Raw genomic sequence first — 14905 nt, forward strand, 5'->3', positions numbered from 1 at the left:
TGACGGGATCGAGCAGTGAACTTCAGCGGAGAATGAATGATGACGAGGGGAGTGACGGCAAATGAGAGGAAAGATGCCCGCAGTGGGGAAACGGGCAGGTAAGCTGTGTGGGTTTTTGCTGCTGACACTGCTGCTCACAGCCTGTGGGAGCGGTACGGCAAACGAGACGGAGACGGAAGCGGCAGTCACATCCGAATCGGAGGCTGATTCGGACAATGCCGGAGACGATGAGGAGCCGCAGTCAGAGGCAGACGATGACGCCAGTCAGCAGTCGGATGCTGTGACTGCGCTGGAAGGTTGGGCGGAAGCCTTTGCCAGCCGGGACGGAGAAGCGATCGCGGTCATGAGTTCTCAGGGCGTGACAGATACTTTCAGAGAGCACGGGCTTATCATAGAGGAGGGCGGCGGATTCGGCTGGTCCAGTCCCTGGCCCTGGGGAGGCGCGGACGATTACCGGATCACAGAACAGACGGATACGACAGCGGTTATCCTTTACTATGCCTGGGTTTCCGATCCTCATGTCACCGTATGGAGGGAGACACTGACCTATCATATGGAGGAGGCCGGGATTGTCGTGGAGGAAGAAGAGCTGTACATGATGGATGCCATCTGTACGGGGGAAGAGTATGCCAACGCTTATCCGGCCGGCATCAATGGGACCCGGATGGATTATCTGTACAATGACGCCGGACAGGCGCTCAATGACAATGCAAAAGACAGTCGTGACAAGCAAAGCGGAGGACCTTATGAGAAACTGTTTGAGCCGGACACGGCGGCGGTCCGGCTGCTGAATCTGCTGGACAATCCGGGCAAGGTGGAAGCAACGGTTTTATCGGATACGGAGAGCGGCGAGGCGACAGTGGACATCCATTTCACGGAGGATGGCAGTACATTACAGGTGAAGATGATCAGGCCATTTGGAGAGGATAGCATCTGGATTCCGCAGGATTTTTTGGCAGAGATGGAGTAATCCACAGCAAATATAAATAATGACAAAAAGGAGAATGAGTAACATGAAAAAAGCAATCAAGTATTTATTTCTGACATTTTTGCTGGCAGCTTTTCTGACAGGCTGCGGCAGCTCGGCGGAGGAAGAGGCAGCGGAGGCAACGCCGCAGCAGGAACTGTATCCGGTGACGATCGATGGAACAGAAGTGCGGCTGGGTGAGACGACGGTTCAGGCATTGCTTGACAAAGGGCTGAAACTGACTGTGTCCGAGGCAGACGAGAACATGAACATTACGGAGTATGAGATTGATCCGGAGATGGAGCTGGAGCCGAATTCCTATTATTCCGGAGGTTCGATTTCCATAACGGATAATATGTTTGCCCATATCTCGCTTGTGACCGATGAGAAAGCGGTGCGGATGGGCGACGCGGTTATCGCATACATGGAGTTCTATTTCCAGAGTGAAGATAAGAGCGAGCTGGAAAAGATCATGTTTAACGGCGTGCCTGTGACCGAGATATCCAGAGAAAAAGCAGGAGAGATGTTCCCGGATTTCACAGGAGACGATAATATGTGGTTACAGTATGGACCGGACTATGACTATACGCTCAGCTTTGACTCTGACAAAATGCTGGTCAAACTCTCACTCTCGAAAAATTATGACGTAGACTGGAGCAGCGGCGCACAGTAAATAATAATGGAGAAATATTACGGAATGAACGCCGTCACAGAGAATGTTTTCTGTGGCGGCGTTTTTGTATGGCCGGGATTTGTAGCAACCTAATTCCTGCGTATTCCACAGATTTTGATTTTGAGGGGTAATTCTCGATGCAAATATCATTACGAAATGTCCCCTTGTCCACTGAGGGTTTCCAAGCAGTATAAGAGCGTTTATTTCAGTTCACCCGTATGTCCCGCCCCCTCTTTTCAATTACCCCGTCTGCGTGCATCCTGCTTAGTTCTGTCATCAGGGAGCTGCGGTCTATGGCCAGATAGTCTGCCAGATCGGAGTAGGGGACAGGAATGCGGACGAGCGTGTTCTCCTGCCGGATCACCTGTTCGTGCAGGAAAGCCAGCAGCTTACCGCGGATCGTCTTTTGCTGCAAAATGTGGCAGTGCTCGTTTCTGGCGGCAGTCATGGAAAACAACAGGTCAAAAAGAAGCTCTGCCAGACCGGAGGAAGGATTGCCGTACAGATAAGCCATCAGATCATGACGATCGAGGCAGGCGACAGTGCAGGGGTATTTTGCGTACAGATAACAATGTCCGCTGTCCGCTGCAGGCAGCATCTCATGAAACAGAATCTGGCCTTTAAAGAAGAAGTCAAGAAGCTGTCTGCCGCCATATTTATTTTCCACGCACAAATAGGAGGTGCCTTTTAAGAGAAGCAGGAGTCTGCTGTCAGGGGTATCTTTCTGTAAGATTGTCTCTCCTTTTTTCAATTCTTTTGTTTTGGGCTCGAACCACTTCAGCAGGGAATGTACGGTTTTATCACTGAGGATAAGGCTGCTTGAGAATTCCATATATAGATACTCCTTTATTCGACAATACTATATCTAGTATTATAAATGAAAAGTGTGGGCTGTGCAACAGTATTTGCGCAGACATCGTGTTATAGTAGGAGATACGAGAAAGGGTTGGAGGAGAGGCATTATGAAAGTGATTAAACGCAATGGTTCGGAAGTGGATTTTCATATCGAGAAGATTCAGGCGGCCATTTCAAAGGCAAATAAGGCGGCCATTCGTCAGGAGTTGACGCAGGAGCAGATCAATGAGATCGCGGAATACATAAATTTTAAATGCAGCAGAATGAATCGGGCAGTCTCTGTGGAAGAGATGCAGGATATGGTGGAAAACCAGATCATGTCTCAGGGGGCGTTCAATGTGGCCAGGTGTTATGTGCGCTACCGCTATACCCGTTCTCTTGTGAGAAAGAGCAATACGACGGACGACAGGATACTTTCTCTGATTGAGTGCAATAACGAAGAAGTGCTTCAGGAGAATTCCAATAAAGACCCGGTAATCAACAGTGTACAGAGAGACTATATGGCCGGGGAGGTGAGCCGTGATCTGACAAAGAGACTGCTCCTTCCGCCGGAGATCGTGAAAGCGGACAGGGAGGGGCTGATCCATTTCCATGATTCTGACTATTTTGCACAGCATATGCACAACTGTGATCTCGTCAACCTGGAGGACATGCTGCAAAATGGGACGGTGATCAGTGAGACATTTATCGACAAGCCGCACAGCTTTTCCACGGCCTGCAATATCGCCATGCAGATCGTGGCCCAGGTGGCGAGCAGCCAGTATGGCGGACAGAGCATTTCTCTGACACATCTGGCGCCCTTCGTGCAGATCTCGAGGGAAAAGATCAGAAAAGAGGTTGAGGAAGATATGGCGCTGACAGGCGCCGCACCTTCGGAGGACGTGATCAGCCGGATCGTGGAAAAACGTCTGTTAAAGGAGATCGAAAAAGGAGTACAGACGATACAGTATCAGGTCATCACGCTGATGACGACAAATGGACAGGCTCCGTTTCTGACCGTATTTATGTATCTCAACGAGGCAAAAGACGAGAGGGAAAAATATGATCTGGCGCTCATTATTGAGGAGACATTGCGCCAGCGCATTCAGGGCGTGAAAAATGAGCGGGGTGTCTGGATCACGCCGGCGTTTCCGAAGCTGATCTATGTGCTGGAAGAAGATAATATCCGGGAAGGATGCCAGTATTATTATCTGACGGAGCTGGCAGCCAGATGCACGGCGAAACGGATGGTTCCCGATTATATCTCCGAAAAGATCATGAAAGAATTGAAAGAGGGAAACTGTTTTCCGGTGATGGGATGCCGCAGCGCGCTCTCGGCCTGGAAGGACGAGAAGGGAACCTATCAATTTTATGGCAGGTTTAATCAGGGAGTCGTCACGATCAATCTTGTGGATGTGGCCTTATCCTCCGGCGGCGATATGGAAAAATTCTGGAGAATATTTGACGAAAGACTCGACCTGTGCTATCAGGGACTGATGTGCCGGCACAACAGACTGAAGGGGACATTGTCCGACGCGGCGCCGATTCTGTGGCAGTATGGCGCGCTGGCAAGACTGAACAGGGGAGAGACGATCGACAGACTGTTATATGGAGGATATTCCACGATCTCCCTCGGCTACGCCGGACTGTGCGAATGTGTGAAATATATGACAGGGAAATCCCATACCGATCCGGAGGCAAAGCCGTTTGCACTGGAAGTGATGCGGTATATGAATAAGGCCTGTGACAGATGGCGCGAGGAGACGAACATCGGCTTTAGCATTTACGGTTCGCCGATCGAAAGCACGACGTATAAGTTTGCCAAGTGTCTGCAGCAGCGGTTCGGCATCATAGAGGGTGTGACGGATAAAGGATATATTACGAACAGCTATCATGTAAATGTAACGGAAAACATTGACGCTTTTTCCAAGCTGAAATTTGAGTCGGAGTTTCAGGCGTTGTCTATGGGCGGCGCCGTGAGCTATGTGGAAGTGCCGGATATGCAGAATAATATTCCGGCGGTTATCAGTGTTATTCAGTTTATTTATGACAATATCATGTATGCGGAGCTGAATACGAAGAGCGACTATTGTCAGGAATGTGGCTTTGACGGAGAGATAGCGATTGTGGAAGACGACGGCAAGCTGATGTGGGAATGCCCGAACTGCGGCAACCGCAATCAGGAATCGCTGAATGTGGCCAGAAGGACCTGTGGCTATATCGGTACGCAGTTCTGGAATCAGGGCAGGACACAGGAGATCAGAGAGAGAGTGCTGCATCTGTAGGAAGGGGAAGTCATGTATTACGGAAATATCAAGCCATTTTCCATTGAGAATGGACCGGGTGTGCGGGTATCTCTGTTTGTCTCCGGCTGTACGCACAAGTGCGAGGGGTGCTTCAGCGCCGACACCTGGGATTTCCGGTACGGTGAACCCTATACGGAGGAAACGGAAGAAGCAGTGATCGGGATGCTGCGCCCCGCCTATATTCAGGGTTTGACGCTGCTTGGCGGCGATCCCGGCGAGCCGGTGAATCAGCGGGCGCTGCTGCCGTTGCTTCGGCGGATCAGAAGAGAACTGCCGGGAAAAGATGTGTGGGTCTACAGCGGTTATCTGTATGAGGAATTCCGCTCCGGCGGTCCGGCCGCCTGCGAGGTCACAGAGGAGTTTCTCTCACTCTGTGATGTGATGGTGGACGGACCATTTGTCAGAGAACAGAAAAATCAGATGCTCAGTTTTCGCGGTTCGGAAAACCAGCGTATTATCGCTCTGAGAGAGACGGAGCGATTGGGCCGGGTCACGGAGCTGTCCTGTGACCGGCAGCAGGTGTGAGACAGGTACGCTCTTTCGCAGCCGCCTGTGCAGCCTCTTTTTTATTTGCCGGCCGCAGCAGAAGCATAATCTCATGCGCGAGAAGCGGAAAAGCGGCCAGTATGAGCAGGAATCCCCACTCTACCGGCAGCAGGTGTACGGTACCGAATGCACGGATAAAAAGAGGAATCTCTGTCACGGCAAATTGCAGGCCGAGTCCGATGACCAGGGCGGCAAGCATCAGTTTATTGCGCAGATGGTGCATACGGAAGACGGAGGTATGGATGCTGCGCATACCGACGGCATGAAACAGCTGAGACATGCCGAGCACGGTGAATGCATATGTCTGGGCGCGCATCCGGATTTCCTCCCGTCCAAGCAGCGCGGCAAGATAAGAAAACGTCACAGGAAGTCCGCGCTTTGCCAGAATCGTATAGGGAAAGGTGAAAAAGGCGGTCAGGCTGATCGCTGCTATGAGAATGCCATAGAAGCAGGTACAGGCCAGCGCGCCGCCGGCAAACAGACTTTCCCCATGCTTTCTCGGGGGCATCTGCATCAGCGCCTGACCGTCGTTGTCGTCGACACCAAGTGCAAGTGCGGGCAGTGAGTCGGTGATCAGATTGATCCAGAGAATATGGCTGGATTTCAGTGGGGAGGCGAGCCCGGCCGTCACGGCCAGAAACATCGTCATGATCTCTCCCAGGTTGGAGGAGAGCAGGAAGATGACGGATTTCTTTATGTTTTCATAAACACCGCGCCCTTCTTCGATCGCTTTTTCGATCGTCGCAAAGTTATCGTCTGTCAGGATCACATCTGCCGCCTGTTTGGCCACATCGGTACCATTTAATCCCATGGCAATGCCAATATCGGCAGCTTTCAGAGAAGGGGCGTCATTGACGCCGTCTCCGGTCATGGCTACGATGTTATTTTTAGCCTGAAATCCTTTAACGATCTGTACTTTCTGTGCGGGCGAGATGCGGGCAAAGACACGGACCGTGTCAAGCCGTCTGACAAAGGCCTCCGGAGAGAGCCGTGATATTTCGCTGCCTGACAGGCACTGGTTTCTGTGCTGGACGATGTTGAGCTGCCTGGCGATGGCGTATGCGGTATCGATATGATCTCCGGTGATCATGACCGTGCTTACGCCGGCGCTGCGACATGCCTGCACTGCGGCGGCAGCCTCCGGTCTGGCCGGGTCCTGCATTCCGACAAGTCCGACGAAGGTGAGATCAGTTTCCATCGGGCCGCGGCCATCTGTTTTCATGGCGATCGCCAGAGTGCGCAGCGCCTGCGATGACATGAGTTTCAGGTTTTCCCTGATCTTTGTCAGATGATCTGCAGTGATCGGGCAGGGCTTGCCATAGAGAAGGACCTTGGTACATTTTCTGAGAATTTCATCAGGGGCGCCTTTTGTATAACTGACACTTCCGCTGCCGAGACGATGAAAGGTCGTCATCATTTTGCGGTTCGAGTCGAAGGGCAGTTCCTGCAGGCGTGGCATACGCTGTTCGAGCACTGTGCGCGTGAGGCCTTGTGTGTCTGCCAGTTCAAGCAGAGCCAGTTCCGTGGGGTCGCCGATCTTTTGCCCCGGTTCCAGCACGGCATCATTGCATAAAGTCATGCCGGTCAGAAACTCCAGGCAGTCTCTTTTCTGTAATGCGTCGGCTGAGATCAGGCTCTGGTTACAAAAGCAGGTCACGACGTGCATCCGGTTTTGGGTCAGCGTTCCTGTCTTGTCGGAGCAGATTACGCTGACAGCGCCGAGCGTCTCCACGGAAGGCAGCCTGCGGATAATTGTATGGACGCGCACCATGCGCGTGACACTGAGCGCGAGACAGATGGTGACAATGGCAGGCAGCCCCTCCGGCACGGCGGCGACGGCAAGAGAGATTGCGGTAATGAGCATATCAAAGAGATTTCTGTGCTGCAGGACACTGATCAGAAAGAGAAGGGCACATAAAATCAGAGAGAGAATGCTCAGCACGGTTCCCAGTTCTCCCAGACGCTTTTGCAGAGGCGTCAGCTCTTCCCGGGCTTCCTGGATCATGGAGGCGATCTTTCCGATCTCTGTGTTCACTCCGGTGGCTGTGACGATGCCCGTTCCTCTTCCGTATGTGACGATTGTCGACATATATGCCATATTGAGCCGGTCTCCGAGAGGAATTTCCGGGCCGGCATTCTCTCTGACACGGACAAAGGCCGCCGCGTCTTTTTCTACAGGGACGGATTCTCCCGTGAGTGCGGATTCTTCCGTTTTCAGGCTTTCCGATTCAATCAGGCGCAGATCGGCAGGAACCTGACAGCCAGCCTCCAGACAAACGACATCGCCAATGACGAGAGAGGAGGCTGGAATTTCCGCTTTTCTGCCGTCCCGGATAACGACGGCATGAGGACTGGTCAGCTTCTTCAGGGAGTCAAGCGCTCTCTGCGCTTTTCCCTCCTGGATAAGACCGATCAGTGCATTCATGATGACGACGAACAATATGATGATGGTATCGCTCACCTCATCAAGCAGAAGAGAAATAGCGGCGGCAGCCAGCAGCACATAGATCAGGGGGTCCTGAAGCTGTCCGAGAAACCGGACGAGCGGATTCTTTTTTCCGGCAGCGGGCAGCTCGTTTTTTCCGTCCGTGCGCAGCCTCCTTCCTGCTTCCATTTCCGTGAGGCCTTTTTGCATATCGCTTTTCAGTATCGTGCATGTTTCTTTGATGCTTTTTGATTCAAACATAGGTCACTCCTGTGTACCGCCGTGCGGCCAGTCCGCAGGCGGATTTTTTTATACAAGCATATGGCGTGTTGGGACAAAATATGTTGCCGTTTATGACATGACGGTTAAGAAATCCGGTGATCAGCCGATAACTGATACAGGAGGTGGATGACAATGATAAACAGTAATATAGAACAGGGAAGCTGGACAGATTCTTTTCATCAATATCGGGCGGATATTATGAACAAAATTAAAAGAGGAGAAACGGAGGACTCGATTGCGATCGGCGGTTCTTCCTTTACCCAGACCGAGTGGAAGCGGGCGCTGAAGAGCGTGGATAAACAACTGGAGGACATAAAAGAAGAGCAGCGGATTCGTTTCGAGAAGGAAGGGGATCGGGCGGAAGCCGTACGGGCCTATGAGGCGGCCGTTGCCGGCAAGGGAAGCGCGATGGATTCTCTTCATCAGGTGTCGGATGTTCCTTATGGATATATGGCCAAAGACGGTGTGATCGAATATAACGGGGTTGTCTTTGTCTGCGACTCCCTGACGAACAGTATCTGTCTGGGAGATGTGAGCGATAAGGAAAATACGCTGACGATCCCGCTGGAAGCCGGCGGCTGTCTGAAAGTAAACAGGAATAATCTGGATGAGCTGCAAAAGGCGATCGGCATGTTTTCGCCGGAAGATGTGAACCGCATTCTGCGTGCGATCACCAAGGACAGAAAGACAAGGGAGATGGCACAGGAGCTGGAAGAGACGGAGTCGACAGTGACGGATCTGGGAGCGGAAGATGCGGCGCAGGTGTCTGAGTCGTCTAAGAGTAAAAAATGAATCGGATCAGCAGGAGAGAGATTAGAAAGATGCCGGGCAGGATTGTTGCAGACCTGAAAGAGTATCGCTTTGCAATCGCGGGTCTGCTCGTCTATAGTATGATTACCAGACTGATATTTCATGCGTTTTGTCCGATGGTGATCGTGACGGGGCTGCCCTGTCCGGGCTGCGGCCTGAACAGGGCGGTCCTGTTTCTGCTGCGGGGAGAGTTTGCACGTTCCTTTGCTCTCCATCCTCTGGCAGCGCTGTGGCTGGCGCTGATCTTCTGGTTTCTGGCCGGCCGTTATGTGGCAGGGCGCCGGGTGTCGAGGGGCTTTATGGTCTGCCTGGGCATTGTGGCGGCTGCCACGTTAGTGTTATACGGTTATCGTATGTTATGGCTGTTTCCTGATTATCCGCCTGCGTCCTATACGGGCGGCAGTCTGTGCGAACGGCTTTTCCCCGAATATCGTCAGGAAGTTCTTGCGTTTTTTCGGTTGTTTCGATAAAAAATGTGTGCTATACTGGATAAAACAAACGGCGAGTGAAAAACTCAGGGATTGACAGATAAGGGGTAAGTAAATGGACAACAATAATATGTATGGACAGAATCAAAATGGTTATGGTCAAAATCAGAATGGCACACAGAGCGGACAGCAGTATTCTTCTTATTATGAAGCGCCTGCCCAGCCGCAGGTGCAGGTACCAATCGGGCAGGATCTGGAAGAGCCGGTTACGATGGGAGAATGGCTGATCACGATGCTGCTCATGTGCATTCCGTGTGTCAACATTGTTTTGATGTTTGTGTGGGCGTTTGGCAGCTCCACGAAAAAGAGCAAATCAAACTATTTCAAGGCATCGTTGATCTGCTCTGCAATCGGTATCGGACTCTGGTTTATTATGATGATTCTGATGTCTGCCGGAATGGTGGCAGCTCTGTAAGCGGACAGATGCTACCGGCTCCATCTGCCGGAGGCTCCGCATGGCAGTACGAGACCGCTGTCCGTGACGGGCAGGCCGATCTCGCCGGCCTCCACATGACCGCCGAATTTTTTGACGATCACGCTGTTGATCATGTAAGACAGGACAGCGGGCTGCAGCCCTGTTGTATAAGAGTTGATCAGGTAAAAGACAGCGTCCGGCGATAAGATCTGTGCGGTCAGTTCCAGAAAAGGATAGACAGATTGTTCTATTTTCCAAATTTCACCTTTTGGTCCCCGTCCATAGGAGGGCGGGTCCAGAAGGATACCGTCATATTGACTGCCGCGCCGGATTTCGCGCTGCACGAACTTTACGCAGTCGTCTACGAGCCAGCGGATCGGAGCATCCGCCAGACCCGAAGAGGCGGCGTTTTCTTTTGCCCAGCCGACCATGCCTTTGGAGGCATCGACGTGAGTCACCGCTGCTCCCGCTTTCGCGGCGGCGAGGGTGGCGCCGCCTGTATAGGCGAACAGATTTAGTATTTTCAGCGGCCGCCCGGCGGTCCTGATCTTTTCTGAAAACCAGTTCCAGTTTACCGCCTGTTCGGGGAAAAGTCCGGTGTGCTTGAATTTAAACGGTTTCAGATGGAAAGTCAGATCCCTGTAGTGGATTGACCATTCGTCAGGCAGATGGGCGCCTTTCCATTCTCCGCCGCCATTGCTGCTGCGATAGTAGTGCCCGTCGGGATGTTTCCAGGCGGGATTTTTTCTTTCTGTATTCCAGATGACCTGGGGGTCCGGCCTGACGAGGATATAATCTCCCCAGCGTTCCAGCTTTTCTCCGTCCGAGGTATCCAGCACTTCATATTCTTTCCAGGTATCGGCAATCCACATGATAACAGTCTCCTTTTTCTTTCTATCATACTATACGATCAGCGACAAGGCAATTTATTACATTAAAAAATTACCGTGGTGAATGGATGCAACGGAAGTTGTTGACGTCATGCACTTTTCTATATTATAATGATACCCGATGTCATATGGGATGTAGTATTACAGGAATGGAATGAGAGGAAGAGGAGAATATGCAGGGATCGATCATATGGATTTTAGCGGCCTTTGTGATATATCTGTTGTTGATGATAGTCATCGGGCTTATGTATGCGAAAAAAAATGAAAATGCAGAAGATTATTTTCTGGGCGGCAGGAAGCTGAGCGGTGCGGTGGCGGCGCTCTCCGCACAGGCGTCCGATATGAGCGGCTGGCTGCTCATGGGACTGCCTGGATCCGTCTATGCGCTGGGGACAGGACAGTCGTGGATCGCCATCGGTCTGTTTATCGGCACTGTTTGCAACTGGCTGTTTATTTCCAAACGGCTTCGCAGATATACGATCCGTGCAGGCAACGCACTGACACTCCCTACATACTTTGAAAACAGATTTCATGACCGGAAGCGGGTACTGCTGTTTATCTCTTCCGTGACAATCGTCATCTTTTTCCTTGTATATACGGCTTCAGCGCTGGCAGCGGGAGGGAAGCTCTTTACTTCCGTGTTTGGAGTGGAGTATAAGATCGCGCTGACGATCGGGGCAGCCGTTATTTTGATCTATACGTTTCTGGGCGGATTTCTTGCGGTCTGTACGACAGACTTCATTCAGGGAATGCTGATGCTGGTGGCGCTTCTGATTGTGCCGCTTGTCGCTTATATCACCATGAGCGGCGATATAGTGTCCGCTCTGGAGGCAAGCGGTGTGGCCGGAGGCGCGCCGGCTTATATGAGCCTGATGAGCAACGGCGGCAAAGCGTATGGAGCTGTCGATATTATCTCACAGATTGCCTGGGGGCTTGGCTACTGCGGTATGCCGCATATCCTGGTCCGTTTTATGGCGGTAAAGAATGAAAAAGAACTGAACAAGTCCAAAGGGATCGCTATCATATGGGTGGCATTGTCACTGATATTTGCCTGTATGATCGGTGTGCTCGGAAGAGCCTATCTGTATCCGGGACTTCTGACAGACGGAGCGGAAGAGAAAGTATTTATTGAGATGATTATTAAGATGTTCACGGTAGACTATCGTCTTCCGATCGTGGGCGGGCTGTTTCTGTGCGGGATACTAGCGGCGATTATGTCCACAGCAGATTCCCAGCTTCTTGTCAGCGCCTCCAGTGTGGCGGAAGATATTTACCGGGGTGTGATTAAAAAAGAGGCGGACGACAAGGCGGTGCTGCGCATGAGCCGGGTGACCGTGCTTGTCATCGCGGTGCTGGCCTATATCATCGCGCTTGATCCGAACAGCTCCATTATGGGGCTGGTGTCCAATGCCTGGGCAGGCCTGGGAGCGGCTTTCGGGCCTACGGTACTTCTGTCTCTGTTCTGGAGACGCACTAATTTTCAGGGGGCGGTGGCAGGTATCGTCACAGGAGCTCTGACGGTCATCATCTGGGATTACATCCCGCTGGTGGGCGGACAGACGCCGGGAAGCGCCACTGGTCTGTATTCGCTTGTAATTGGCTTTGCCCTGAGTCTTCTGGCGATCGTTGTCGTCAGTCTGGCAACACCGGCGCCTTCGGCGGAAATGATGCAGGAATTTGACGATGTGGTCAATAACCGGAACATCGAAGGGTAAGGAAACCATAACTGCAGATAACTTTATGCGCCGGGAACCGGACACGGTTCCCGGCAGAGAAATGATGTACAGGTGTTGGGGAATCGCGGATGCGCGATTTTTTTCTTTCATTAAAAAATTATTAAATTTTTTCCAAAAACGCTTGCAATCTTCTGAAACACCCGTTATACTAGTCTATGCTGTGACATGATAGCGATGAAACGTGAGGTTGCTGCCCATTGTGGCAGGTTTTCCGTGGAGCGAATGTCAAGTTAGGAAACTGACGACAAGTCACTGTACAGGCAACAGAGGTCTACCATAAGAGTAGAAACGACGTGTGAGTATTTATGACACACACGGGAGAGTGTACAGTCACCGCTTGTCGTACTTAAGATCAGAAAGTGCGAAAAGGAGGCGACTTTTTTTATGGCAAGTCAGGTAATGAGAATTACATTAAAAGCTTATGAGCATCAGCTGGTTGATGCTTCTGCCAAAAAAATCATCGAAACAGTTAAGAAAAACGGATCTCAGGTGAGCGGGCCGGTACCCCTTCCCACGAAAAAGGAAGTGGTTACAATTCTCAGGGCAGTTCACAAATATAAAGATTCCCGTGAGCAGTTCGAGCAGAGAACTCATAAGAGACTGATTGACATCATTTCACCGACGCCAAAGACGGTGGATGCGCTGCAGAGACTGGAAATGCCGGCGGGCGTGTACATCGATATTAAAATGAAGAACAAATAACCCCTACTAGTATGAACGGTCTGTCCGTTCCGCTGTAGAACAAACAGGAGGTAAAAAGGAAATGAAGAAAGCGATTTTAGCAACTAAAGTCGGCATGACACAGATCTTTGATGAAGACGGCACCCTGATTCCGGTAACCGTGCTTCAGGCAGGACCCTGTGTGGTGACACAGATAAAGACGCTGGAAAACGATGGCTACAGCGCAGTACAGGTCGGTTTTGTGGATAAGAAAGACAGGATCGTCAACAGAGACAAAGGCGGCAAAAAAGAAGTCATCCACAGACATGGCGTGAACAAAGCGCAGAAGGGACATTTTGAAAAAGCAGGTGTTTCTTCCAAGAGATATGTGAGAGAGCTGAAGCTGGAGAATGCACAGGATTATGCGCTTGGCAATGAGATCAAGGCAGATATTTTCGCAGCAGGCGACAGAGTGGATGCGACGGCTATTTCCAAAGGAAAAGGGTTCCAGGGCGCCATCAAGAGACATGGACAGCACAGAGGGCCTATGGCTCACGGTTCCAAATTCCATCGTCATCAGGGTTCCAACGGTGCATGTTCTTCTCCGAGCAAAGTATTTAAGGGAAAAGGAATGCCGGGTCATATGGGCTGTGTGAGAGTCACTGTCCAGAATTTAAGCATCGTGAGAGCAGACGCAGAGAAGAATCTGCTTCTCGTAAAAGGTGCGGTGCCAGGACCGAAAAAAGCTCTGGTAACAATTAAAGAGACTACGAGAGTAGAAGCTTAATTCAGGATGAAAGGAGGACTACACAGATGGCAAACATATCTGTTTATAATATGGAAGGCAAGGAAGTTGAAACAATGGAATTGAGCGATGCGGTGTTCGGTGTTGCAGTCAACGAGCATCTCGTACACATGGCAGTTGTTCAGCAGCTTGCAAATAAGCGTCAGGGAACGCAGAAAGCGAAGACGCGTTCTGAGGTTTCCGGCGGCGGAAGAAAACCGTGGAGACAGAAAGGAACCGGTCATGCAAGACAGGGTTCCACAAGAGCACCGCAGTGGAAAGGCGGCGGCGTTGTATTCGCTCCGGTTCCGAGAGATTATTCCTTTAAGATGAATAAAAAAGAAAAGAGGCTGGCACTCAAGTCGGCATTGACAAGCAGAGTACAGGAAAACAAACTGATCGTTGTCAACGAGTTGAAGCTGGATGAGATCAAGACAAAGAACTTTAAAAAGGTCATGGACAATCTGCATGTGACTAAAGGGCTTGTCGTACTTGCGGAGAATGATGAAAACGTGGTTATGTCCGCAAAGAATATTTATGGAATCAACACTACACTTACAAATGCGATCAGTGTTTATGACATTCTCAAGGGCGATACCCTTGTATTGACAAAGGATGCCGTAAAGAAAATTGAGGAGGTGTATGCATAATGGCAGCATTACAGTATTATGATGTGATCCTCAAACCGGTTATCACAGAGAAGAGCATGGCTGGCATGAGTGAGAAGAAATATACGTTCCTTGTTCATACGGAGGCAAACAAGGCTCAGATCAAAGAAGCCGTGGAAAAAATGTTTGAGGGAACGAAGGTAAAGAGCGTCAATACCATGAATCAGGATGGAAAGAAGAAAAGACGCGGCATGGTAGTCGGCAGAACGGCAAAGACGAAGAAGGCGATCGTACAGCTCACAGAGGACAGCAAGGAGATCGAAATCTTTACAGGCTTATAAGCACTTGACGAGGTATCTCACGAGTCTAGTGCGGAGCCGTTCCGGGAGCTTGGCGAGGTGCTTTCGAGCTTAGCGAGCGGAACATACCCGAAAGAGCACTTGACGAGGTATCTCACGAGTCTAGTGCGGAGCCGTTCCGG

Annotated in this window: 15 protein-coding genes; 12 read left to right on the forward strand and 3 right to left on the reverse strand. The window is 51.0% G+C overall.

The features are described 5' to 3' along the window. The first annotated feature begins 61 nt into the window (after window positions 1-61). Together V1224_02845 and V1224_02850 are read left to right on the forward strand one after the other, a co-directional pair. Window positions 62-970, forward strand: a complete 909-nt coding sequence (locus tag V1224_02845; protein ID WWR16411.1) for a hypothetical protein — start codon at window positions 62-64, stop codon at window positions 968-970. Window positions 971-1013: 43 nt separating this feature from the next. Further along, window positions 1014-1640 (forward strand): hypothetical protein, encoded by a 627-nt coding sequence (locus tag V1224_02850; GenBank protein WWR16412.1) that lies wholly within the window; start codon window positions 1014-1016, stop codon window positions 1638-1640. 205 nt (window positions 1641-1845) lie between these two features. Here the strand turns inward: V1224_02850 and V1224_02855 are convergent, their stop codons facing one another. Beyond that, window positions 1846-2472, reverse strand: coding sequence for a Crp/Fnr family transcriptional regulator (locus tag V1224_02855; GenBank protein WWR16413.1), 627 nt, complete (start codon window positions 2470-2472; stop codon window positions 1846-1848). Window positions 2473-2602: 130 nt separating this feature from the next. Here V1224_02855 and nrdD point away from each other — a divergent pair, with 130 nt between their 5' ends. After that, entirely contained in the window at window positions 2603-4759 is a 2157-nt protein-coding gene (nrdD, locus tag V1224_02860) for an anaerobic ribonucleoside-triphosphate reductase (protein ID WWR16414.1), read from the forward strand. A 12-nt stretch (window positions 4760-4771) separates the two neighbouring features. Then, a complete protein-coding gene (nrdG, locus tag V1224_02865) occupies window positions 4772-5305 on the forward strand; it encodes an anaerobic ribonucleoside-triphosphate reductase activating protein (protein ID WWR16415.1) in 534 nt (177 codons plus the stop codon). Here nrdG and V1224_02870 read toward each other — a convergent pair. Continuing rightward, window positions 5271-8012 (reverse strand): cation-translocating P-type ATPase, encoded by a 2742-nt coding sequence (locus V1224_02870; GenBank protein WWR16416.1) that lies wholly within the window; start codon window positions 8010-8012, stop codon window positions 5271-5273. The two genes, nrdG and V1224_02870, sit on opposite strands and share 35 nt — an antisense overlap. 153 nt (window positions 8013-8165) lie before the next feature. On the opposite strand from V1224_02870, the gene V1224_02875 reads away from it, so the two are divergent. The 3 genes from V1224_02875 to V1224_02885 all read left to right on the forward strand — a co-directional run bounded on the left by V1224_02875 (window position 8166) and on the right by V1224_02885 (window position 9746). Next, window positions 8166-8825 carry a hypothetical protein gene (locus tag V1224_02875; protein ID WWR16417.1) on the forward strand — a complete coding sequence of 220 codons (660 nt, stop codon included), beginning with the start codon at window positions 8166-8168 and terminating at the stop codon, window positions 8823-8825. Next, window positions 8822-9313, forward strand: a complete 492-nt coding sequence (locus tag V1224_02880; GenBank protein WWR16418.1) for a DUF2752 domain-containing protein — start codon at window positions 8822-8824, stop codon at window positions 9311-9313. Before V1224_02875 ends, V1224_02880 begins: the two co-directional genes overlap by 4 nt. A 73-nt stretch (window positions 9314-9386) precedes the next feature. Continuing rightward, window positions 9387-9746 carry a hypothetical protein gene (locus tag V1224_02885; protein ID WWR16419.1) on the forward strand — a complete coding sequence of 120 codons (360 nt, stop codon included), beginning with the start codon at window positions 9387-9389 and terminating at the stop codon, window positions 9744-9746. An 11-nt stretch (window positions 9747-9757) separates the two neighbouring features. Here the strand turns inward: V1224_02885 and V1224_02890 are convergent, their stop codons facing one another. After that, entirely contained in the window at window positions 9758-10618 is an 861-nt protein-coding gene (locus V1224_02890) for a class I SAM-dependent methyltransferase (protein ID WWR16420.1), read from the reverse strand. A gap of 191 nt (window positions 10619-10809) precedes the next feature. Here V1224_02890 and putP point away from each other — a divergent pair, with 191 nt between their 5' ends. From putP to rplW, 5 genes are all read left to right on the forward strand, one after another. Next, a complete protein-coding gene (putP, locus tag V1224_02895; protein ID WWR16421.1) occupies window positions 10810-12351 on the forward strand; it encodes a sodium/proline symporter PutP in 1542 nt (513 codons plus the stop codon). A gap of 405 nt (window positions 12352-12756) precedes the next feature. After that, a complete protein-coding gene (gene rpsJ / locus V1224_02900; protein WWR16422.1) occupies window positions 12757-13074 on the forward strand; it encodes a 30S ribosomal protein S10 in 318 nt (105 codons plus the stop codon). A gap of 61 nt (window positions 13075-13135) precedes the next feature. Next, window positions 13136-13819 carry a 50S ribosomal protein L3 gene (gene rplC / locus V1224_02905; GenBank protein WWR16423.1) on the forward strand — a complete coding sequence of 228 codons (684 nt, stop codon included), beginning with the start codon at window positions 13136-13138 and terminating at the stop codon, window positions 13817-13819. A 26-nt stretch (window positions 13820-13845) separates the two neighbouring features. Further along, on the forward strand, window positions 13846-14466 hold the full coding sequence (rplD, locus tag V1224_02910) for a 50S ribosomal protein L4 (protein ID WWR16424.1): 621 nt from the start codon (window positions 13846-13848) through the stop codon (window positions 14464-14466). Continuing rightward, entirely contained in the window at window positions 14466-14765 is a 300-nt protein-coding gene (rplW, locus tag V1224_02915; GenBank protein WWR16425.1) for a 50S ribosomal protein L23, read from the forward strand. Before rplD ends, rplW begins: the two co-directional genes overlap by 1 nt. Window positions 14766-14905 lie beyond the last annotated feature (140 nt).

The organism is Lachnospiraceae bacterium JLR.KK008, from assembly GCA_037015955.1.
GTDB lineage: Bacteria > Bacillota > Clostridia > Lachnospirales > Lachnospiraceae > VSOB01.